This is a genomic window from Hydrogenophaga borbori (genome assembly GCF_003417535.1).
In the GTDB taxonomy this organism is placed as follows: domain Bacteria; phylum Pseudomonadota; class Gammaproteobacteria; order Burkholderiales; family Burkholderiaceae_C; genus Hydrogenophaga; species Hydrogenophaga borbori.
Window position 1 is genome coordinate 1 of sequence record NZ_QVLS01000006.1, and the last position, 20138, is coordinate 20138.

At 71.4% G+C, this 20138-nt stretch carries 24 protein-coding genes and 3 tRNA genes; 12 read left to right on the forward strand and 15 right to left on the reverse strand.

The window, feature by feature from the left end; all coding sequences use genetic code 11:
• The 11 genes from DY262_RS10515 to trpE all read right to left on the reverse strand — a co-directional run.
• A partial coding sequence (locus DY262_RS10515; protein ID WP_018003793.1) for a GTP-binding protein occupies window positions 1–93 on the reverse strand: 93 nt, incomplete at its 3' end.
• A gap of 47 nt (window positions 94–140) precedes the next feature.
• Window positions 141–215: transfer RNA gene (locus tag DY262_RS10520), tRNA-Thr, on the reverse strand.
• Window positions 216–273: 58 nt separating this feature from the next.
• Window positions 274–347, reverse strand: a tRNA-Gly gene (locus DY262_RS10525).
• A gap of 30 nt (window positions 348–377) precedes the next feature.
• Window positions 378–463, reverse strand: a tRNA-Tyr gene (locus DY262_RS10530).
• A 63-nt stretch (window positions 464–526) separates the two neighbouring features.
• A complete protein-coding gene (locus DY262_RS10535) occupies window positions 527–1216 on the reverse strand; it encodes a uracil-DNA glycosylase (RefSeq protein WP_116958838.1) in 690 nt (229 codons plus the stop codon).
• Window positions 1213–2013, reverse strand: a complete 801-nt coding sequence (trpC, locus tag DY262_RS10540; RefSeq protein ID WP_116958839.1) for an indole-3-glycerol phosphate synthase TrpC — start codon at window positions 2011–2013, stop codon at window positions 1213–1215. Before trpC ends, DY262_RS10535 begins: the two co-directional genes overlap by 4 nt.
• A gap of 10 nt (window positions 2014–2023) precedes the next feature.
• Window positions 2024–3070: an anthranilate phosphoribosyltransferase gene (gene trpD, locus DY262_RS10545; RefSeq protein WP_116958840.1), complete on the reverse strand. Its 1047-nt coding sequence runs from the start codon at window positions 3068–3070 to the stop codon at window positions 2024–2026.
• An 11-nt stretch (window positions 3071–3081) separates the two neighbouring features.
• Window positions 3082–3729 (reverse strand): LysE family translocator, encoded by a 648-nt coding sequence (locus DY262_RS10550; RefSeq protein ID WP_116958841.1) that lies wholly within the window; start codon window positions 3727–3729, stop codon window positions 3082–3084.
• Between the two features lie 14 nt (window positions 3730–3743).
• A complete protein-coding gene (ltaE, locus tag DY262_RS10555) occupies window positions 3744–4820 on the reverse strand; it encodes a low-specificity L-threonine aldolase (RefSeq protein ID WP_116958842.1) in 1077 nt (358 codons plus the stop codon).
• On the reverse strand, window positions 4817–5401 hold the full coding sequence (locus DY262_RS10560; RefSeq protein WP_116959242.1) for an anthranilate synthase component II: 585 nt from the start codon (window positions 5399–5401) through the stop codon (window positions 4817–4819). The genes ltaE and DY262_RS10560 overlap by 4 nt, the downstream gene beginning before the upstream one ends.
• Window positions 5402–5406: 5 nt before the next feature.
• Complete coding sequence (gene trpE, locus DY262_RS10565) at window positions 5407–6906, reverse strand: anthranilate synthase component I (RefSeq protein WP_116958843.1); 1500 nt, start codon at window positions 6904–6906, stop codon at window positions 5407–5409.
• 398 nt (window positions 6907–7304) lie between these two features.
• Between trpE and DY262_RS10570 the strand changes: the two genes are divergently transcribed.
• Both DY262_RS10570 and DY262_RS10575 read left to right on the forward strand, forming a co-directional pair.
• A complete protein-coding gene (locus DY262_RS10570) occupies window positions 7305–7913 on the forward strand; it encodes a chalcone isomerase family protein (RefSeq protein WP_116958844.1) in 609 nt (202 codons plus the stop codon).
• Between the two features lie 106 nt (window positions 7914–8019).
• Entirely contained in the window at window positions 8020–9141 is a 1122-nt protein-coding gene (locus tag DY262_RS10575; RefSeq protein ID WP_116958845.1) for an ABC transporter substrate-binding protein, read from the forward strand.
• Between the two features lies 1 nt (window position 9142).
• Here DY262_RS10575 and gph read toward each other — a convergent pair whose 3' ends face one another.
• Together gph and rpe are read right to left on the reverse strand one after the other, a co-directional pair.
• Complete coding sequence (gene gph / locus DY262_RS10580) at window positions 9143–9814, reverse strand: phosphoglycolate phosphatase (protein WP_116958846.1); 672 nt, start codon at window positions 9812–9814, stop codon at window positions 9143–9145.
• Window positions 9814–10491 (reverse strand): ribulose-phosphate 3-epimerase, encoded by a 678-nt coding sequence (gene rpe / locus DY262_RS10585; RefSeq protein WP_116958847.1) that lies wholly within the window; start codon window positions 10489–10491, stop codon window positions 9814–9816. Before rpe ends, gph begins: the two co-directional genes overlap by 1 nt.
• Before the next feature lie 115 nt (window positions 10492–10606).
• On the opposite strand from rpe, the gene apaG reads away from it, so the two are divergent.
• The 10 genes from apaG to DY262_RS10635 all read left to right on the forward strand — a co-directional run bounded on the left by apaG (window position 10607) and on the right by DY262_RS10635 (window position 18842).
• On the forward strand, window positions 10607–11005 hold the full coding sequence (apaG, locus tag DY262_RS10590) for a Co2+/Mg2+ efflux protein ApaG (protein WP_116959244.1): 399 nt from the start codon (window positions 10607–10609) through the stop codon (window positions 11003–11005).
• Window positions 11006–11026: 21 nt separating this feature from the next.
• Window positions 11027–13021: a site-specific recombinase gene (locus tag DY262_RS10595; RefSeq protein ID WP_116958848.1), complete on the forward strand. Its 1995-nt coding sequence runs from the start codon at window positions 11027–11029 to the stop codon at window positions 13019–13021.
• On the forward strand, window positions 13014–13982 hold the full coding sequence (gene thiL / locus DY262_RS10600) for a thiamine-phosphate kinase (RefSeq protein WP_116958849.1): 969 nt from the start codon (window positions 13014–13016) through the stop codon (window positions 13980–13982). Before DY262_RS10595 ends, thiL begins: the two co-directional genes overlap by 8 nt.
• 183 nt (window positions 13983–14165) lie before the next feature.
• Window positions 14166–14738: a hypothetical protein gene (locus DY262_RS10605; protein ID WP_116958850.1), complete on the forward strand. Its 573-nt coding sequence runs from the start codon at window positions 14166–14168 to the stop codon at window positions 14736–14738.
• Between the two features lie 13 nt (window positions 14739–14751).
• A complete protein-coding gene (locus DY262_RS10610; RefSeq protein ID WP_116958851.1) occupies window positions 14752–15387 on the forward strand; it encodes a hypothetical protein in 636 nt (211 codons plus the stop codon).
• Window positions 15388–15486: 99 nt separating this feature from the next.
• Complete coding sequence (locus DY262_RS10615) at window positions 15487–15993, forward strand: phosphatidylglycerophosphatase A family protein (protein WP_116958852.1); 507 nt, start codon at window positions 15487–15489, stop codon at window positions 15991–15993.
• Window positions 15994–15995: 2 nt separating this feature from the next.
• Window positions 15996–16478 (forward strand): CinA family protein, encoded by a 483-nt coding sequence (locus tag DY262_RS10620; protein WP_116958853.1) that lies wholly within the window; start codon window positions 15996–15998, stop codon window positions 16476–16478.
• Between the two features lie 18 nt (window positions 16479–16496).
• Window positions 16497–17639: a DNA alkylation repair protein gene (locus DY262_RS10625; RefSeq protein ID WP_116958854.1), complete on the forward strand. Its 1143-nt coding sequence runs from the start codon at window positions 16497–16499 to the stop codon at window positions 17637–17639.
• A gap of 104 nt (window positions 17640–17743) precedes the next feature.
• The gene (locus DY262_RS10630; RefSeq protein ID WP_116958855.1) at window positions 17744–18160 is read left to right on the forward strand and encodes a DUF3597 domain-containing protein; all 417 of its coding nucleotides are present in this window, start codon (window positions 17744–17746) and stop codon (window positions 18158–18160) included.
• A 19-nt stretch (window positions 18161–18179) separates the two neighbouring features.
• Window positions 18180–18842, forward strand: coding sequence for a glutathione S-transferase (locus DY262_RS10635; RefSeq protein ID WP_116958856.1), 663 nt, complete (start codon window positions 18180–18182; stop codon window positions 18840–18842).
• A gap of 53 nt (window positions 18843–18895) precedes the next feature.
• On the opposite strand, the gene DY262_RS10640 is transcribed toward DY262_RS10635, so the two are convergent.
• Complete coding sequence (locus tag DY262_RS10640; RefSeq protein ID WP_116958857.1) at window positions 18896–19690, reverse strand: UPF0149 family protein; 795 nt, start codon at window positions 19688–19690, stop codon at window positions 18896–18898.
• 104 nt (window positions 19691–19794) lie between these two features.
• A complete protein-coding gene (locus DY262_RS10645) occupies window positions 19795–19998 on the reverse strand; it encodes a hypothetical protein (protein ID WP_070400291.1) in 204 nt (67 codons plus the stop codon).
• Window positions 19999–20138 lie beyond the last annotated feature (140 nt).

Below are 20138 nucleotides of genomic sequence, written 5' to 3' on the forward strand. Positions count from 1 at the left end.
CGCCGCCGTCAGCGTCGTCTTGCCGTGGTCCACGTGCCCGATCGTGCCAACGTTCACGTGCGGCTTGGTCCGCTCGAATTTTTCCTTAGCCATTTCTTCAGCTCCAAAAACGAAATTGCCGAAACACCCAATCAAGCAACTGGTGCCCATGGCGGGAATCGGACCCGCGACCTCTCCCTTACCAAGGGAGTGCTCTACCACTGAGCCACATGGGCCAAGGCGCCGGCGGCAAGACCGTCGCCTGGAATACTTTCACTCACCACCGACAGGACATGGAGCGGGAGACGGGAATCGAACCCGCGTCATCAGCTTGGAAGGCTGGGGTTCTACCATTGAACTACTCCCGCCCGGGCTGGCATGCCACATCGGTCGCGCTTTGGTGGAGGAGGCTGGATTCGAACCAGCGTAGGCGTAAGCCAACAGATTTACAGTCTGCCCCCTTTAGCCACTCGGGCACCCCTCCGTAGCGCAGCCGACGATTATGCCATGGAAATATGGCCACCGCCCAGTGACCCCGGATAGGGCTTCACCACTGGATCGGCGCGGCGCCCTGGCCGGCCAGCCAGGCGTTGACGGCGCCGAAATGCCCGCATCCCAGGAAAGGCAGCGGCCCCCGGCGGGCCGACAAGGGCGACGGGTGGTTGGCTTGCAGCACGTGGTGCCGGGCGTCGATCAAGGCCGCTTTCTTCTGGGCGTGAGCCCCCCACAACAAGAAGGCCTTGGGGTCCGTCGATGCCCCCACATAGCGGATCACAGCATCAGTGAGCACTTCCCAACCACGACCAGCATGGCTGGCTGGAGCGCCGTCCTCGACCGTTAAGCAGGTGTTGAGCAGCAGCACGCCCTGCTCGGCCCAGCCGACCAGGGAGCCGCTCAAGGGCGGCGGCAGGCCCAGGTCGCGCTGGCGCTCCAGGAAGATGTTGCGCAGGCTCGGCGGCCACTTCACGCCCGGGGCAACAGAAAAGGCCAGGCCCTCCGCCTGGCCCGGGCCGTGGTACGGGTCCTGCCCCAGGATCACCACACGCACCGACGCCGGCGGGGTGAGCGCGAGCGCGCGCAGCGGCTCCGGCGGGTAGAGGGTGGCGCCGGCGGCCAGCCGGGCGCGCAGGAAGGCCATGAGTGCCGCTGCGGCCGGCGAGGCGGCGAAGGCGTCCACCACGGGCGACCAGCCGGGCGCCACCGGCCAGTGGGCGAAGTCGGCGCTGTGCAGGCTCATGCGAAGAGCTCGGCCAGGGCCAGGCCCGGCTCCGGCGCCCGCATGAAGGCCTCGCCAACCAGGAAGGCGTTCACGCCCGCCGCGCGCATGGTCTGCACGTCGGCGCGCGAGAGGATGCCCGACTCGGTGATGAGCAGCTTGTCGGCGGGCACCTCGGGCAACAGGCCCAGCGTGGTCTGCAGCGATACCTCGAAGGTCTTGAGGTTGCGGTTGTTGATGCCCAGCAGCGGCGTCCGGAGCTTGAGCGCGCGGTGCAGCTCCTCGCGGTCGTGCACTTCGACGAGCACGGCCATGTCCAGCCCCATCGCGATGGCCTCGAGTTCGGCCATGCGCGCGTCGTCCAGGCAGGCCGCGATGAGCAGGATGGCGTCGGCGCCCATGGCGCGCGCTTCGTAGACCTGGTACGGATCGACCATGAAGTCCTTGCGCAGCACGGGCAGCGCGCAGCTCGCTCGCGCCTGCTTGAGGTAGTCGGCCGAGCCCTGGAAAAACTGGCGGTCGGTCAGCACCGACAGGCAGGCCGCGCCGATGGCGCCATCGCCTTCGGCATAGCTCTGCGCGATGTCGGCCGGGATGAAGTCTTCGCGCAGCACGCCCTTGCTGGGGCTGGCCTTCTTGACCTCGGCGATCACCGCGGCCTGGCCGGCGGCAACCTTGGCGCGCAAGGCGCCGACGAAGTCGCGCGTGAGCACGCGGCTTTCGGCGTCGGCGCGCATGGCCTCCAGCGGCTTTTTCTTCTTCGCGGCCACCACCTCCTGGTGCTTGACCGCCACGATCTTGTCGAGGATGTCGCTCATGCCCGCCCCTTCATGCCGCCGCGAAGGCCTTGAGCTGCTCGAGCTTGGCCAGCGCCGCGCCCGAGTCCAGCGTACGCCGCGCCAGCGCGATGCCCGCCTCCACATCCGCCACCACGTTGGCGGCGTACAGCGCCACGCCCGCATTGAGCACCACGATCTCGCTCGCGGCCCTGAAGGCCGGGTCGTCGCGGCGCTCGAGCACGCCCAGCAGCATGGCCCGCGAGGCCTCGGGCGTCTCCACCCGCAGCGCGCGGTTGCTGGCCATGGTCAGGCCGAAGTCCTCGGGATGGATCTCGTATTCCACGATCTCGCCGTTCTTGAGCTCGCCGACCATGGTGGCCGCGCCCAGGGACACCTCATCCATGCCGTCGCGGCCATAGACCACCACCGCGTGCTCGGCGCCCAGGCGCTGCAGCGCGCGCACCTGAATGCCCACGAGGTCGGGGTGGAACACGCCCATGAGGATGTTGGGCGCCGACGCCGGGTTGGTGAGCGGGCCCAGGATGTTGAAGATGGTTTTGATGCCGAGTTCGCGCCGCACCGGCCCGACGTTCTTCATCGCTGGGTGGTGGTTGGGCGCGAACATGAAGCCCACGCCCACCTGTTCAATGCAGCGCGCGATCTGCTCGGGCGTGAGGTTGATGTTGACGCCCAGGCTTTCCAGCACGTCGGCGCTGCCGCTCTTGCTGGAGACACTGCGCCCGCCGTGCTTGCTGACGCGCGCGCCGGCGGCGGCGGCCACGAACATGCTGCAGGTGGAAATGTTGAAGGTGTGCGAACCGTCGCCGCCCGTGCCGACGATGTCGACCAGGTGGGTCTTGTCGGCCACGTGCACCTTGGTGGAGAACTCGCGCATCACCTGCGCGGCGGCGGTGATCTCGCCGATGGTTTCCTTCTTCACGCGCAGGCCGGTGATGAGCGCGGCCATCATCACGGGCGACATCTCGCCGCTCATGATGAGCCGCATGAGGTGCAGCATCTCGTCGTGGAAGATCTCGCGGTGCTCGATGGTGCGCTGCAGTGCCTCCTGCGGCGTGATGTGGTGGATGCGTTGCATGTGGCGTCTCCTCAGGCGCGGGAAGAAGGGTGATCGGTGAAGGCCAGGCGCAGGCCGAAGCCGATGAACAGAGCGCCCGCGGCGCGGTCCATCCAGCCCATGGCGCGCTGCAGCGTGTGCAGGCGCCGCGCGGCCCAGGCGGCCAGCCAGGCGTAGCCCAGGTTGATGGGCAGGGAGTTGAGGTTGAACAGCACGCCCAGCAGCAGGAAGCTCAGCGCCGGGTGCGCCGCGTCGGGCCGGATGAACTGCGGCACGAAGGCCAGGAAGAACAGCGCGACCTTGGGGTTGAGCACGTTGGTCAGGAAGCCGCGGCGCCACACCGCCCACAGGTCGGTCTCGGGTGGCGCGCCGTCCCCCAGGTTCAGGCGGCCGGTGCGCGAGAACAGCAGTTTCACGCCCATCCACAGCAGGTAGGCCGCGCCGATCCACTTGACCACCGTGAAGGCCGTTGCCGAGGTGGCGAGCAGCGCGCTCAGGCCGGCGGCGGCCGCGAACACGTGAACGAAGCAGCCGCCGACGATGCCCAGCGCGGCCACCATGCCGGCGCGCGCGCCGCCGCGCAGGCCGTGGCTCACGATGTAAAGCACGTCCGGCCCGGGCGTGAGGTTGAGCAGCCAGCCGGCCGCGACGAACAGGAGCAGTTGCGGCAGGTCGGGCACGGCTTCGCTCCGGTTCAGTAGACCGCGGCGCCGCTCGGGCGCGGCGCCTGGCCCGAAGGGGCTTGGTCGAAGAAGCCGCGCACGGCGGCCAGCGCCCGATCGATGCCCGCCACGTCCACGCCCAGGTGGGTCACGAAGCGCAGGCCGATCAGGCCGGTGGCCAGAACGCCCTGGCGCTCCAGGTGGGCGAGCAGATCCGGGCCGCGGCCGTTCGCGACGTCGACGAAGACAATGTTGGTCTGCGCCGAGCGCACCGCCAGGCCTTCGATGGCCGCCAGGCCCTGCGCCAGCCGCTGCGCGAGCGCGTGGTCGTCGGCCAGGCGGTTCACATGGTGGTCCAGCGCGTGCGAGGCCGCCGCCGCGAGCAGGCCCGCCTGGCGCAGGCCACCACCCACCATCTTGCGCCAGCGGCGCGCGCGCTCGATCAACTCGCGCGGCCCGCACAGCGCCGAACCCACGGGCGCGCCCAGGCCTTTGCTGAAGCACACCGAGACGCTGTCGAAGCGGCCGGTGATGGCGCGCAGCGCAGCGACCACGTCGCCGCCCGGTCCGGCGTCGGCCACCGCCGCGTTGAACACGCGCGCGCCGTCGAGGTGGAGGGCCAGCCCGTGGCCACGCGCCAGCTCGGCCATCTCGTCCAGGTAGGCCGCCGGCATGGGGTGCCCGTTCCAGGTGTTCTCCAGGCAGAGCAGCCGCGTGCGCGCGAAGTGCGGGTCGTCGGGCTTGATGGCGGCCCGCACGTCGGACGGGTTCATGAGGCCCTGCGGGTCCTGCGCCAGCGGCTGCGGCTGGATGCTGCCCAGCACCGCCGCGCCGCCGCCCTCGTAGCGGTAGGTGTGCGCGTTCTGGCCCACGATGTACTCGTCGCCACGGCCGCAGTGGGCCATCATCCCGCACAGGTTGCTCTGGGTGCCGCTGCTCATGAACAGCGCGGCCTCCTTGCCGGTGAGCGCGGCGATCTTCTCCTGCAGCGCGTTGACCGAAGGGTCGTCGCCGAACACGTCGTCGCCCAGGGGCGCGGCCATCATGGCCTCGCGCATGGCGGGCGTGGGCTGGGTGACGGTGTCGCTGCGCAGGTCCACGGTGTTCATGGTTTTTGCTCCAGGAAGTTCTTGAGCATCGCGTGCCCATGCTCGGTGAGGATGCTCTCGGGGTGGAACTGCACGCCCTCGATCGCCAGCGTGCGGTGCTTCACGCCCATGATCTCGCCGTCGTCGGTCCAGGCCGTGACCTCGAGATCGGCCGGGCAGTCCTCGCGACGGATCGCCAGCGAGTGGTAGCGGTTGACGGTGAAGCGTTCGGGCAGACCGGCGAACACGCCGCGCTGGGTGGTGCTGATCTCGCTGGTCTTGCCATGCATCAGTTCCTTGGCGCGCACGATGGTGCCGCCGAAGGCCGCGCCGATGCTCTGGTGCCCCAGGCACACGCCCAGGATGGGCAGGCGGCCCGCGAAGTGGCGGATGGCGGGCACCGAGATGCCGGCCTCGGCCGGCGAGCAGGGGCCGGGCGAGATCACCAGCCGGTCCATGCGGCCACCGTCGAGCCGCGCCTGCAGTTCGTCGAGCGTGACCTCGTCGTTGCGGACCACCTCGACCTCGGCGCCCAGCTCGCCCAGGTACTGCACGATGTTGAAGGTGAAAGAGTCGTAGTTGTCCACCATCAGGACTTTGATCGCGCTCATTCCAGTCCCTCCTCCACCAGTTCGGCGGCGCGCAGCAGCGCGCGCGCCTTGTGCTCGGTTTCTCTCCACTCCATCTCGGGGACCGAGTCGGCGACCACGCCGGCCGCGGCCTGCACGTACAGCACCTGGTCCTTCACGATGGCGGTGCGGATGGCGATGGCCACGTCCATGTCGCCGGCGTAGCTGAGGTAGCCGCAGGCGCCCCCGTAGATGCCGCGCTTGACCGGCTCCAGCTGGTCGATGAGTTCCATGGCGTGCACCTTGGGCGCGCCCGTGAGGGTGCCGGCCGGGAAGGTGGCCTTGAGCACGTCCATGTTGGTCATGCCTTCGTTCAGGAGGCCCTCGACGTTGCTCACGATGTGCATGACGTGGCTGTAGCGCTCCACCGCGAAGGCCTCGGTGACCTTGACGCTGCCGGTCTTGGCGATGCGGCCGATGTCGTTGCGCGCCAGGTCGATCAGCATCACATGTTCGGCCCGCTCCTTGGGATCGTTGACCAGTTCTGCCTCGGTGGCCTTGTCCTTCTCGGGCGTGGCGCCGCGCGGGCGCGTGCCGGCCAGCGGGCGGATGGTGATCTTTTGCCCCTCTTCCGTGTGCTCCTGGCGCACCAGGATCTCGGGGCTCGCCCCCACCACCTGGAAGTCACCGAAGTGGTAGTAATACATATAGGGCGAGGGATTGAGCGAGCGCAGCGCGCGGTAGAGCGACAGCGGCGACTCGGTGTAGCGCTTCTGGATGCGCTGGCCCACCTGCACCTGCATGAAGTCGCCCGCCGCGATGAGGCCCTTGGCGCGCTCCACCGCCGCCAGGTAGTCGGCCTTGGCGAAGCCGCGCTCGGCCGGGTGGTGCTGGGTGGGCTTGACCTGCGGCGCGCTCACCGAGTACTTGAGCGCCTCCTTCAGTTCGCGCAGGCGCTTCTTGGCGCCGCTGTAGGCCTCGGGCTGACCGGGGTCGGCATAGACGATGAGGTAGAGCTTGCCCGAGAGGTTGTCGATGACCGCCAGCTCCTCGCACTGCAGCAGCAGGATGTCGGGGCAGCCCAGGGTGTCGGGCGGGCAGCCGGCTTCCAGCTTCTTCTCGACGTAGCGCACCGCGTCGTAGCCGAAGTAGCCGGCCAGGCCGCCGCAAAAGCGCGGCAGACCGGGGCGCAGCGCCACCTTGAAGCGCTGCTGGTAGGCGGCAATGAAGTCCAGCGGGTTGCCGTGCGCGGTCTCGACCACCTCGCCGTCGCGCACCACCTCCGTCCGGGCCTCGGCGCCGAACCCGCTGGCGCGCAGCAGGGTGCGCGCGGGCAGGCCAATGAAGCTGTAGCGCCCGAAGCGCTCGCCGCCGACCACCGACTCGAGCAGGAAGCTGTGGCGGCCGTCGCCACGGCCGTGGGCCAGCTTGAGGTAGAGGGAGAGCGGCGTTTCGAGGTCGGCAAAGGCCTCGAGCATCAGCGGGATGCGGTTGTAGCCCTGCTGGGCCAGGCTCTTGAATTCCAGTTCGGTGATCATGTTCGTTCCATCCGTCCGGGGCCGCCGCGAAGCGGTGGGGGGGCTGGCGGCCGGGGGGTTCCATCGGTCCGGCAGGCGGGCTGCCGGGAGGCGCTGCGGGGAGCGGCGGCGCTCAGGCGCCCGGCCGGTCCCCGCGGGGGGAAGGGTGCACGTTCAGGCTGGCTTGCGCCAGGGCCAGGCTCCCCCGCCGAAGAGGCGCGGCAGCGAGCCGTGGGTGAGCGTGCAGGGACGAAACATGGTGGGCGCACTATATCAAAGCCCCGTGACGGGCCCATCGGGCGTGCGGCGGATCACGCCGCCAAGCTTTCGTTCTAGAGCCTTACCCGCTGGACCGGGACCGGTGGCGCGGGGACAATCCCAAAAATCGAACGATCGTTCACTTTTTTGAAATGCACCCGATGCGGACCCCTTCCTGGCGCGCGCTGGCCCTGGCCGGCGCCCTGTTCTGCAGCGGCTTTCCGGCTGGGGCCACCACCGTCGATGTGGCCGGCGTGCCGCTGGAAGACCGGATCACCGTGGCCGGCAAGCCCCTGGTGCTCAATGGCGCGGGCGTGCGCTACAAGGCGGTGTTCCAGGTCTACACGGCAGGCCTGTACCTCACGGCCAAGGCCGACACGCCCGAAGGCGTGCTGGCCAGCACGGGCCCCAAGCGCATCGGCATCACCATGCTGCGCGACATCGACGCGTCCGAACTGGGCAAGCTGTTCTCGCGCGGCATGGAGGACAACATGGACCGTGCGGCCTTCTCCAAGCTCATCCCCGGCGTGATGCGCATGAGCCAGATCTTCGCCACCCACAAGAAGCTCAACAAGGGCGACACCTTCACCGTGGACTGGGTGCCGGGCACGGGCGCGGTGCTGACCGTGCGCGGGCAGATCGAGGGCGAGCCCTTCAAGGAGCCGGAGTTCTTCGACGCGCTGCTGCGCATCTGGCTCGGCCCCAAGCCGGCCGACTGGCAACTCAAGGACGCGCTGTTGGGCAAAGCCCGCACCGGCAACCGCCCATGACGGGCTGAGCGCCGGCCATCCCCCGAAACGGCCTTGCCGCGCGACGGGCGGCGGCATCCTGGGTACGGTATGGGGTTCCCCTCGTTCCAACCCGTCACCGAGACCCATGCGCCGCCGTCACGTCCTCCAAGCCGCCGCCATTGGCGCCGTCCCGCTGATCGCGCGGGCCCAGGAATCCAGCGACCTGGTTGTCGCCCACATCGGCCCGTTCACCGTGCTGCCCGCGCCGGACGCCAAGGAGCTGCACGAAGGGGCCTCGGCCGCCTTCAACGACCTCAACGGCAGGGGCGGCATCGCCGGCCGCAAGGTGGAGCTGCTGCGGCTGGACGACACCTACACCTTCGACGGCTTCAAGGCCCGCCTGGCCGAGGCCATGCCGCGCAAGCCCCTGGCGCTGCTGACGCCCCTGGGCTCGGCCACGCTCAAGCACATGCTGGACAGCAAGCTGCTGGACAGCACGGACCTGGTGGTCATCAACGCCGTGCCCGGTGCCGCCGTGCTGCGCGACCCCGGCCACCCGAAGCTGTTCCACATCCGCGCCGGCGACGACCAGCAGATCCGCAAGATCGTGTCGCACGCGCGCGCGCTGAACGTGCAGTCCATGGGCGTGCTGTACCAGAACATCCCGATCGGCTCGTCCGGCCTGGCCTCGGCCAAGGCGGCGGCGCAGGGCACGGGGCTGGAGATCATCGGCGCCGAGTCGGGCACGGAGCTGGCCGACATCACCAAGGCCGCGCAGGCCATCGCCTCGCGCAACCCGCATTCGGCCATGGTCATCGGCTCGCCCAAGTTCATGGGCCAGAGCATCGCCGCGCTGCGCGCGGCGGGCGTCTCGCAGCAGCTGTTCTCGCTGTCCTACCTGCCGGCGCCGGCGCTCAAGGCCCTGGCCGGCGCGGGCGCGCGCGGCGTGGGCATCGCCCAGACCTTCCCCAACCCGAACGGCGTGACCTCCCCGCTGCAGCGCGCCTTCCGCGCGGCGATGCAGCGCTCGCACCCCGAGGTGAAGACCTACACCCCGTTCCATCTCGAAGGGTATGTGACGGCCCAGGTTTTCTCAGAGGCCGCGCGCCGCGCCCGCCCGCTCACCCCCAGCGGCCTGGCCGAGGCCCTGCGCCGCATGGGCGAACTCGACCTCGGCGGCTTCCGCGTGGATTTCAGCAAGGGCAATGAGGGCAGCCAGTGGGTCGACATCGGCGTGGCCACCGCCGAGGGCCGGCTGCTGTACTGATCTAGGGCAGCAGACGCGCCGGCAGCTCGTCGAGCCGGTCGAGGTAGGCGTCGGCGTCCACGCCGCGCACCGGCTCGCCGCGGTTGTAGCCGTAGCTCACCAGCGCCACCGGGCAGCCCGCCGCGCGCGCGGCCAGGGCGTCGTTCTGCGAGTCGCCCACCATCAGCGTGTGCGCGGGCGCCACCGCCAGCGCCCGGCAGGTTTCGATCAGGGGCAGCGGGTCGGGCTTGCTGCGCGCAAAGCTGTCGCCGCCGAAGACCTGCGCGAAGAACGGCGCCAGGCCCTTGGCGTGCAGCAGATCGCGCGCGAAGGCCAGCGGCTTGTTGGTGACGCAGGCCAGTGCCAGGCCGCGCCCCTGCAGGGCGTGCAGGCCTTCCACCACGCCGGGGTAGACGGCGCTGTGCGCGCCGTTGGCGACCGCGTAGTGCCGCTGGTAGCTGGCCCAGGCCTCGTCCAGCCGCGCCTGCGCCCCGGCCTCGTCCAGCCCGCCATGCCGCAGCGCGGCGCGGATCAGGTGCATCGAGCCCTTGCCCACCATGCGCTCAATGTCGGCGCGGGCCACGGCCGGTCGGCCGAGCTCGCGCAGGGTGGCGTTGAGCGCGGCGTCGAAATCGCCGAGGGTATCGACCATCGTGCCGTCGAGGTCGACGATGGCCGCGCGGATGCCGCGCATCACGCCAGCGCGGCCCGCATCTGCTCGATCACGGCCCGGTAGTCGGGCTTGCCGAAGATCGCGCTGCCGGCCACAAAGGTGTCGGCACCAGCGTCGGCCACGCGGCGGATGTTGTCGGGCTTGATGCCGCCGTCCACCTCCAGGCGGATGTCCTTGCCGCTGGCCTCGATGCGCCGGCGCGCGTCCTCGATCTTGCGCAGCGCCGAGTCGATGAAGCCCTGGCCGCCGAAACCGGGGTTGACGCTCATGATCAGGATCAGGTCGATGTCGTCGATCAGCCAGTCCAGCACGTCCAGCGAGGCCGCGGGGTTGAAGGTGAGCCCGGCCTTGACGCCGCGCGCCTTGATGGCCTGCACGCTGCGGTGGGCGTGGGTGCTCGCATCGGGGTGGAAGCTGATGAGGTCGGCGCCGGCGTCGGCGAAGGCCTGGGCCAGCGCGTCCACCGGCCGCACCATCAGGTGCACGTCGATGGGCACCGGCGTGCCGTCGGGCGTCTTCGCGTGCGGCTTGAGGGCCTGGCACACCATGGGTCCGAAGGTGAGGTTGGGCACGTAGTGGTTGTCCATCACGTCGAAGTGGATCCAGTCGGCGCCGGCGGCCACGACGTTGCGCACCTCCTCGCCCAGGCGGGCGAAGTCGGCGGAGAGGATGGAGGGGGCGATGCGGTACGTGGTCATGGCGGGCGTGGGGCGGCGGGATCGGAGCCCGGCATTGTCTCAGGCCTCCCGCCGGGCCGCCCCAAGGGAGGTCAGGCCCCGGCGGCGCGCACGGGCCACGGGTAACATGCCGCCCATGCCCAAGTACCTCTTCACCTGCGAGGCCGAACCTCAGTACCTGAGCGAGCAATCCGCGCCCGAGGAAGAGCTCTACGCCTTCGCGTACACCATCACCATCACCAACCACGGCGAGGCCCCCGCGCAGCTGATCTCGCGGCACTGGATCATCGAAGACGCGCACGGCCACACCGAGGAGGTGAAGGGCCTGGGTGTGGTAGGACATCAGCCGCTGCTGCGCCCGGGCGAGTCCTTCCAGTACACCAGCGGCACCCGCCTGCGCACGCCCACCGGCGCCATGCGCGGCAGCTTCTTCTGCGTGGCCGAGGACGGCGAGCGCTTCGAGGCCGCGGTGCCCGAGTTCGAACTGCGCGCGGGTGGCGCCGGTGGCGCGCAGGCCCCGCGCGTGCTGCACTGACGCCTCCACTCCCTGGCCCGCATGGACCTGCAACAGCTCCTCGACTCGATGGCGCCCGAGGCGCCGCTGGCGCAGCGGCACCTCTGGCTGGCCGACGCGCTGGCCTGGGTGCGCGGCGACGCCATCGACGTGGCCGCCGCCCTTTCGCGCGTGCGCCTGTTCGTCGGCGCGCTGGAGGCCGACCCGGCGCTGCGCGAGCGCTGGCACACCTGGCTGCGCGCCTTCGTGGCCGGTGTCGACATCACCCCGCTGCTGGCCGACTTCGGCTTCGCGCCGCGCACCGCCTTCCTGAGCGAACTCGGCCACCGCCTGCGCCGCAAGCTGCTGCCCGGCACGCCCGAGACGCGCGACCTGGCCGAACTGTTCTCGCTGCTGCTGCCCTCGCCCTTCGACGTGCGCTGGATCAAGGCGCTGGACACGGCCACGCTGGAGCGGCTGGCCGCGCTCACGCCCGAGCGCGGCACCGACGTGTGGAATCAGTCGCTGCTGGACGCGCTGACCTTCTGCACCAGCCAGGTCAGCGCCACCGGCTTCGCCTCCGAGATCCGCATCCGCATGTCGGCCGAGGCGCAGTCCGAGCGCCCCTTCCACGAACTGCCCAGCGTGTTCGAGGCGCTGCGCCGCGAGCTGCGCGTGCATGGCCCGCGCAGCGCCGAGGCCGAGCAGGCCGCCGAGCGCCTGCGCGGCCAGCTCGACGCCTGCCGGCACGCGGCCTACACCGTCTACCAGCACCTGGAGGAGCACGGCGTGTCGGTGGGCATCGTGTTCCGCCTGCGCCAGCTGCGCGAGCGCATCGTGCGCATCAAGCAGCTGCTGGACTGCCTGCTGGCCGCCCAGCCCGGCCGCGCCAATGCCGCCCTGCTGGCCGACCTGGTGCAGGTCGGCATCGAAAACCGCAGCGTGCGCGCGCTCATCGCCGCCAGCTCGCACCTCACGGCCGCCAAGGTGGCCGAGCGCAGCGCCGAAAGCGGCGAGCACTACATCACCCGCGATGCCGCCGAGTACAAGGAAATGCTGGGCAAGGCCGCGGGCGGCGGCTTCGTGCTGGGCTTTACCACCTGGATCAAGTTCGCGCTCTATGGCGTGGGGCTGTCGGCCTTCTGGGGCGGCTTCGCGGCCGGCTTCAACTACGCGGCCTGCTTCGTCCTGATCATGCTGCTGCAATGGACGGTGGCCACCAAGCAGCCCGCCGTGACGGCGCCGGCCATGGTGGCCAAGCTGCGCGACATCAAGGCCACGGGCGCGGTGCGCCGCTTCGTCGACGAGGTGGCCAACCTGTTCCGCTCGCAGATCGCGGCCATCCTGGGCAACGTCGGCATGGTGGTGCCCACGGTGCTGCTGATCAGCTCGCTGCTGTGGTTTCTGGGCGGCGAGGCCATGATCGACGCCGACAAGGCCCGCCACGTGCTGCACGACCTGCACCTGCTCGGCCCCACCGCGCTGTTCGCCGCCTTCACCGGCGTGCTGCTGTTCGCCAGCAGCATCATCGCGGGCTGGGTGGAGAACTGGTTCGTCTTCCACAAGCTGGACTCCGCCATCGCCCACAACCCGCGCTTCACGCGCGTGCTGGGCCGCGCGCGCGCCGCGCGCTGGGCCGGCTTCGCGCGCGCCAACGTGTCGGGCCTGGCGGCCAACGTGTCGCTGGGCTTCATGCTGGGCCTGGTGCCGGTGTTCGCGCAGTTCTTCGGCCTGGGCCTGGACGTGCGCCACGTCACCCTCTCGGCCGGCCAGCTGGCGGCCGCGGGCTTCTCGCTGGGCCTGGAGGTGCTGCGCGAGCCGGCCTTCTGGTGGGCCGTGGCCGGCGTGCTGGTGGTGGGCCCGCTCAACCTCACGGTGAGCTTCTACCTGGCTTTCCGCCTGGCGCTGCGCGCGCAGGCCATCAGCACCGGCAACCGCCAGCTCATCCGCCAGGCGATGCGCCGGCGCCTGCGCTCCGCGCCGCTGAGCTTCCTGCTGCCGCCGCGCGAGCGCCCGGGCCCGGACGACGAAGCCGCCGAGCCCTCCGCGCATGGGTGAGTTCGAGCTGATCGCGCGCCACTTCGCGCGCGCCGCACCGGCCGGCGGCGCCGTGGTGCTGGGCGTGGGCGACGACTGCGCCCTGCTGCAGCCCACGCCCGGCCACCAGCTCGCCGTCAGCACCGACATGCTGGTCGAAGGCCGCCACTTCTTCGCTGGCGCCGAGCCCGAGGCCCTGGGCCACAAGGCGCTGGCGGTCAACCTGTCGGACCTGGCCGCCATGGGCGCGCGCCCGCTGGGCTTCACGCTGGCGCTGGCCCTGCCGGCGGCCGACGAGGCCTGGCTGGCGCCCTTCGCGCGCGGCCTGTTCGCGCTGGCCGACGCGCACCACTGCCCGCTGGTGGGCGGCGACACCACGCGCGGCCCGCTCACGCTCAGCCTCACCGTGTTCGGCGAGGTGCGGCCTGGGCGCGCGCTGCGCCGCGACGCCGCGCGCGCAGGCGACGACCTCTGGCTCAGCGGGCGCACCGGCGAGGCCCGCCTGGCCCTGGCCCTGCGGCGCGGCGAGCCCTGGGCGCGCGGCGAACTGGCCGCGGTGCAGGACCGCATGGACCGCCCCACGCCGCGCCTGGCGCTGGGCCAGGCCCTGGCCGCCACCGAGGGCGTGCGCGCCGCGCTCGACGTGAGCGACGGCCTGCTCGGCGACCTCGGCCACATCCTGCAGGCCAGCGGCCTGGGCGCGGCGATCGACGCCGAGGCGCTGCCGGTGGCGCCCGCGCTGGCGGCGCTGGACGCCGAGCACCGCCTGGACTGCCTGCTCGCCGGCGGCGACGACTACGAGCTGCTGTTCACCGCCGATCCTTCAGCCCACGCGGCCGTGCTGGCGGCTGGCGCCAGCGCCGGCGTGGCGGTCACGCGCATCGGGCGCCTGCGGAGCGCACCGGGGTGGCGGGTGCTCGATGCGCAGGGCCACGACCTGACCATCCGCGCGCGCGGCTTCGACCATTTCGCCGGCGCCTGAGCGCCGGCACCGGCGTGGGGTCTGTCACGCCCGCGTCAGGCGGTGTCGAATCGGCCCCACATTGCGCCGCCGCGGTCCCCGCAAACGCGCCGATGTCGCCTACGATGCGCCCGCCGCGCGACCGCCCCGACCGAAAGCCGCTCAGAGCCATTCACCGGTCCGCGCCAGGAGGAGACCACCGTTATGACATTCACCCTGCCCCGCCTGTCGTCCGCCGTGCTCGTGCTGCTGGCGGCCCTGCTGCACGGCTGCGCCATCCAGGCCCCCGCCTACTCTCCCAGCGCCGACGCCGTCGAGCGGGCGCGCAACAGCGGCATCCAGCCGGCCACGGTCGGCGGCTTCACCATCAAGCCCGGCGCCACCGGCGCCGACAGCATCAGCCTGCGCGGCAATACGATGGCCTCGCCCGTGGGTGGCAACTACGCCGCCTACCTCGCCGAGGCGCTGCGGACCGAGCTGCGGCTCGCGGGCAAGCTCGACCCCCAATCCCGGCTCGAGATCAGCGGCCAGCTGCTGGGCAACGACATTGCGGCTGGCGGCTTCTCGACCAACAGCGGCTACATCGAAGCCAGCTTCGTCGTGAAGCACGCGGGCCAGACGCGCTACGAGGCCGTCAAGCGCGCCGAAGCGAGCTGGGATTCGTCCCTCGTCGGCGCCATCGCCATCCCGCGCGCGCAACAGCAGTACCCGGTGCTGGTGCAGCAACTGATCGGCACGCTCTGGGCCGATCCCCTGTTCCTTGCGGCCCTGAAGTAAAGGACTTCCGACCATGCGATCCCGCCTGCTGGCCTTGGCCACCCTCGCCCTTGTGCTGCTGCTCGGGGGCTGCGCCCACCCCATACAGCTCGTGCCCGAGCCCACCCAGCTCGTCGGACAAGGGGGCGCGAACAAGATCGACCGCCCCGTGGTTCTCATGGTCACGGACGCCCAGCTGTCGCAGGAGGTGGTTTCACCAGGCGGTGGCGGCGACAAGGTCAGCTACAAGCCCTACAAAGACCTGCAGACCGGCATGTACATCGTGCTGGGCGAGGTGTTCAGCACCACCCGCCTGGCCAACAGCCCGCAAGATCCGCGCATCGGCACCGACCCCGCCACCGTCGTCGTCACACCGACCATCACCACGACGTCCCACTCGCCGAGTCTGCTCACCTGGCCGCCGACGGTCTTCACGGTCTCGCTCGAGTTCGCGTTTCGCGACACCAGCGGCGCGCGCACCCTGGCCACCGTCCGTGTGCAGGGCGAAGGCCGCGCGGAGTTCGACGAATTCAAAAGCGATTTCTCGCTGTCCGCCAAACGCGCCGCCCAAGACGCGCTCGCGCGCATGCTCAAGGCCATTCAGGAACAGAGCGACGCGCTGCGACGCTGGAGCACGGCCGCGCGTGCGGCCGGCGGCACAGCGCCCTGAGGTCGCGCTCTCGGCCACCGAGCCGGATTGGCTGGACGACGAGGCGCCCGGCAGCGCGGGCTGAACCGCTTGAAACCGCCGCCCACCTATCATCGGGCGATGCCCTCCGACGCCCCCGCCCGCCCGACCTGGCGCTTCCTCTTCGCCCACCCCGCCCACTTCATCGCGCTCGGCGCGGGCGCGGGCCTGTCGCGGCTGGCGCCGGGCACCTCGGGCACGCTGTGGGCCTGGGTCGCCTGGCTGGTGCTGGAACCCCTGCTGCCGCACAGCGCCTGGGGCCTGCTGCTCGCCGCGGCCACGCTGCTGGGCTGGTGGGCCTGCACCGTCACCGCGCGGCACCTGGGCGTGGCCGACTCGGGCCACATCGTGTGGGACGAGGTGGTGGCCTTCTGGCTCGTGCTCTGGCTGATCGCGCCCGCCGGCTTCTGGGCACAGCTCGTGGCCTTCGCGCTGTTTCGTTTCTTCGACGCCGTGAAGCTGGGGCCCATGGCCTGGGCCGACCGGGCTTTCAAGGGCTTCGGCCCGCGCGGCGGTTTCGGCATCCTGCTCGACGACTTCGCGGCCGCGCTGTGCACCCTGCTGGTCATCGCGCTCTGGCGCTTCTGAGCATGGACGCCGAACTGCGCACCCTCGTCACCGAACTGGCCGCCCGCCTGCGCGCGCGCGGCGCCCTGATGGCCAGCGCCGAAAGCTGCACCGGTGGCCTGGTCGCCGCCGCCTGCACCGAACTCAGCGGCTCCAGCGACTGGTTCGAGCGCGGCTTCGTCACCTACTCCAACGCCGCCAAGACCGACTCGCTGGGCGTGCCCGCCGCGCTCATCGCCGCGCATGGCGCGGTGAGCGAGCCCGTGGCGCGCGCCATGGCCGCGGGCGCGGTGGCGCATTCGGCGGCGCGCGTCGCGCTGGCGGTCACCGGCGTCGCCGGCCCCACGGGCGGCAGCGCGGACAAGCCGGTGGGCACCGTGTGGTTCGGCTGGTGCACGCCGGCCGGCGTGGCCAGCGAGCACCGCCGCTTCGATGGCGACCGCGCCGCCGTGCGCGCGCAGGCCGTGCGGCACGCCCTGGCCGGCCTGCTGCAGCGGCTGGATTGACAACCCCTGGACCCACGCATGGCCGAAGCCTTCAAGCTGCTCATCAACCCCGACACCGTGGCGCACACCGCGCGCCACCTGCGCCGCGCCTGGCGCGGCTTCGACGCCGAGCGCTTCTCGGCCATCGCGCTCGAGGGCCAGGACGGCCTGGAGTTCAAGGCCCGCGCCCACCGCCTGGCCGACGCGCTGCAGGCCACGCTGCCCGCCGACTTCGACCGCGCCTGCGGCGTGCTGGAGGCCGCGCTCGCGCCGCCGCTGGCGCTGGACGCCGACGGCGAGCCCGTGGGCCTTCAAGGCCTGCCGCCGCAGGGCGTGGGCGGCTGGGCGCTGTGGGGCGCGGGCGAATGGGTGGCGCGCGCCGGCCTGGACGAGCCCGAACGCGCCCTGCTCTGCCTGCGCGAGCTCACACAGCGTTTCACGGCCGAGTTCGCCATCCGCCCCTTCATCGCGCGGCGCCCCGAGCTGGTGTTCCCCCTGCTGTCGCGCTGGACCGGCGACGCCAGCGCCCACGTGCGCCGGCTGGTGAGCGAAGGCAGCCGCCCGCGCCTGCCCTGGGGCCTGCGCCTGCAGGCCCTGGTGGCCGACCCCGCGCCCACGCTGCCGCTGCTGCGCGCGCTGCAGAACGACGCCAGCGCCTATGTGCGCCGCAGCGTGGCCAACCACCTCAACGACATCGCCAAGGACCACCCCGAACGGGTAGCCGACTGGGTGCGCGAGCACCGCGTGGGCGCCGATGCGGCGCGCGAGGCCCTGCTGCGCCACGCCAGCCGCGGCCTCATCAAGGCCGGCCATGCGCCCACGCTGGCGGCCTGGGGCCTGCGCCATGGCTTCGACGGCGAGGCCACGCTGCGCATCGCCCCCGCGACAGTGGCGGTGGGGGGCCAGGTGCGGCTGCAGGCCACGCTGCGTTCGCGCGCGCGCACGGCCCAATCGCTGGTGGTGGACTACGCGGTGCACCACGTCAAGGCCAATGGGTCGGCGTCGCCCAAGGTTTTCAAGGGCTGGAAGATCGAGCTCGCGCCCGACGAATCGCGTGAGCTCGACAAGGCGCATTCGCTGCGCGAGGTGACGACGCGCCGGCTCTACCCGGGCCGCCACCGCGTCGAGCTGCTGGTGAACGGCGTGGCCGTGGCCGCGGCGGCCTTCGATCTGCGGCCCTGAGCCGGTCCGGGGCCATGGCGCCCGGTCGAAAGAGGCCATGGGCGCCCGGTCGTCATACCCCCCTCCTATACTGGCCGGCCGACCAACGACCTCAGGAGACCGCCATGGGATTCTTCAGCACCATCCTCGACAAGCTCGGACTGTCCACCGCCCAGGCCGCCACACCGCCCGCCGCCGCGCCAGCGCCCGCCCCGGCGGCGGCGCCCAGCCCGGCCCCAGCCGCCGCCGCACCCGCGCCGGCCGTGGTCAACCCCATCGCCATGGTGGACGTGGTCGCCCAGATGGAAAAGCGCGCGGCGGCCAACCCGCAGAAGCTCAACTGGCGCACCTCCATCGTCGACCTGCTCAAGCTGCTCGACATGGACAGCAGCCTGCAGGCGCGCAAGGAGCTGGCCAAGGAGCTCTACTGCCCCGACGAGTTCATGAACGACTCCGCCAAGATGAACGTCTGGCTGCACAAGAACGTGCTCGCCCACATCGCGGCCAACGGCGGCAACGTGCCCAAGGAGCTGCTCGACTGAGACCGGGACCACCCAGCCCATGATCCGCGTCCACCACCTCAACCACTCGCGCTCGCAGCGCGTGCTCTGGCTCCTGGAGGAGCTGGGCCTGCCCTACGAGATCGTGCGCTACGAGCGCGATCCGAAGACCCTGCTCGCGCCGCCCGAGCTCCAGCGGGTGCACCCGCTGGGCAAGTCGCCGGTGGTGGTGGATGGCGCGCTGGTGCTGGCCGAATCGGGCGCGATCCTGGAAACCCTGGTGGAGCGCCACGGGCCGCGGTTGCGGCCCGAGCCCGGCACACCCGAGTTCCTGCGCTACCGCTACTGGATGCACTACGCCGAAGGCTCGCTGATGCCGCCGCTGCTGCTCAAGCTGGTGTTCGACCGCGTGGAGAAGGCGCCGCTGCTCGTGCGGCCGGTGGCCAAGGCCATCTCGGCGATGGTGAAGGCGCGCGTCATCACGCCCAACCTCACGCGGCACCTGGACTTCCTGGAGGCCGAACTGGCCGGCAGCCCCTGGTTCGCCGGCCCGGCCTTCAGCGCCGCCGACGTGCAGATGAGCTTTCCGGTAGAGGCCGCCACCGCGCGCGGCGGGCTGGACGCCTCACGCCCGCGCCTGATGGACTGGCTGCGCCGCATCCACGACCGCCCGGCCTACCGCCGCGCGCTCGACAAGGGCGGACCGTTCGAGGTCCTGGGCTGACACGGCCAAACGAGCCCGCGGGGCCCCGTTCGCCGCGCCGCCTGCCGCGGGCCTCAGGCCCCGTGGCACTTCTTGTACTTCTTGCCACTGCCGCAGGGGCAGGGGTCGTTGCGCCCGGGCGTGGCCGCCTGGCGCACCGGCTCGCTGCGCGGGCCCAGGCTGGTCCAGATGCGGCGCAGCTCGTAGACGGCCCAGATGGCGGCGTCCAGTTCGTCCAGGCGGGCCTGGCTCACGCTGGGCGGCGCCTCTTCCTCGTGCAGGTTCAGCTCGGGCGTGCCGCGGTCGTCCTCGACCACCGCGGCGATGGCGTCGAGCGCGTCGTGGATCCAGCCGGCGGTTTCCTTGTCGCGCGGCGGCACCCAATCGTCCTCCCAGAGTTCCACCACGGCCAGGAAGCCCTCGGCCCAGGCCTGGCCGAACGCGGGCAGGGGTTCGCCGTCGGTGCGGGGCCGCTCGGCCTCGGGCATGGCGGCCACGGCGCCGCGCAGGTCCACCAGCTCGGGGTGGTAGCTGCGCTCGTCCGCCAGGCTGTCGACGTCGGCCAGCAAGGCGGCGCGCACCTCGGCCTCGCGGCGGGCCCACAGCGCCATGAAACGTTCGTAACGCTCGGTGCTGGGAAAGTGGGTGCCGTCGCCGTGCGGCACCGTGGGCAGCGGGCCGGTGCCCAGCAGCGCGGGCATCCATTCGCTCGCCTCGATGGGCCGGCGGGTGCAGATCAGGGCGGCCATGGCGCCTTCCAGGAATTCCCAGGGCGGCACCGCGTCGTCGCGCGAGGCGAGGTCGACGAGGATGGCGTCGAGTTCGTCGAAATCGCTGGCTTGCAAGGGGCTGTCGCTGTCGGGGGTCATCGGGAGGCGCTCGGGCGGGAAAAGGGCCGCCAGTGTAGTGCCGCCCACCGCGCCACCGCCGGCCGCGGCGCGGGCTTCCATGGGGGGCGCGCCCCCGCGGCGCATCAGTGGTGCGTCTGGCCCGACGGGTCCACCGTGCCCATGGCCAGCGAGGCCAGCGCGCTGGGCGTCGGCGGCCGCTCCGCCGGCTCCAGGTGCGTGGCGGGCGCAGGGGCCTCGTACACGCTGCGCCAGGCGTTCTGCAGGGTTTGCCACACGCTGGGGGCGACCGTCATCGAATCGGGCTCGTCCATCATGATCGGGAACATGGCGACATCCTTCGCGGCAGGCCCTGGAAAACCGACCCCGCGTCGCCTGCCTGGGCGCGTGCGGTAGGGGGATTCAAGTCATTGTTCGCTCGTTCAAAACACGCCCCAATAATGCAGACGCAGGATTTTTGCCCCTTCGA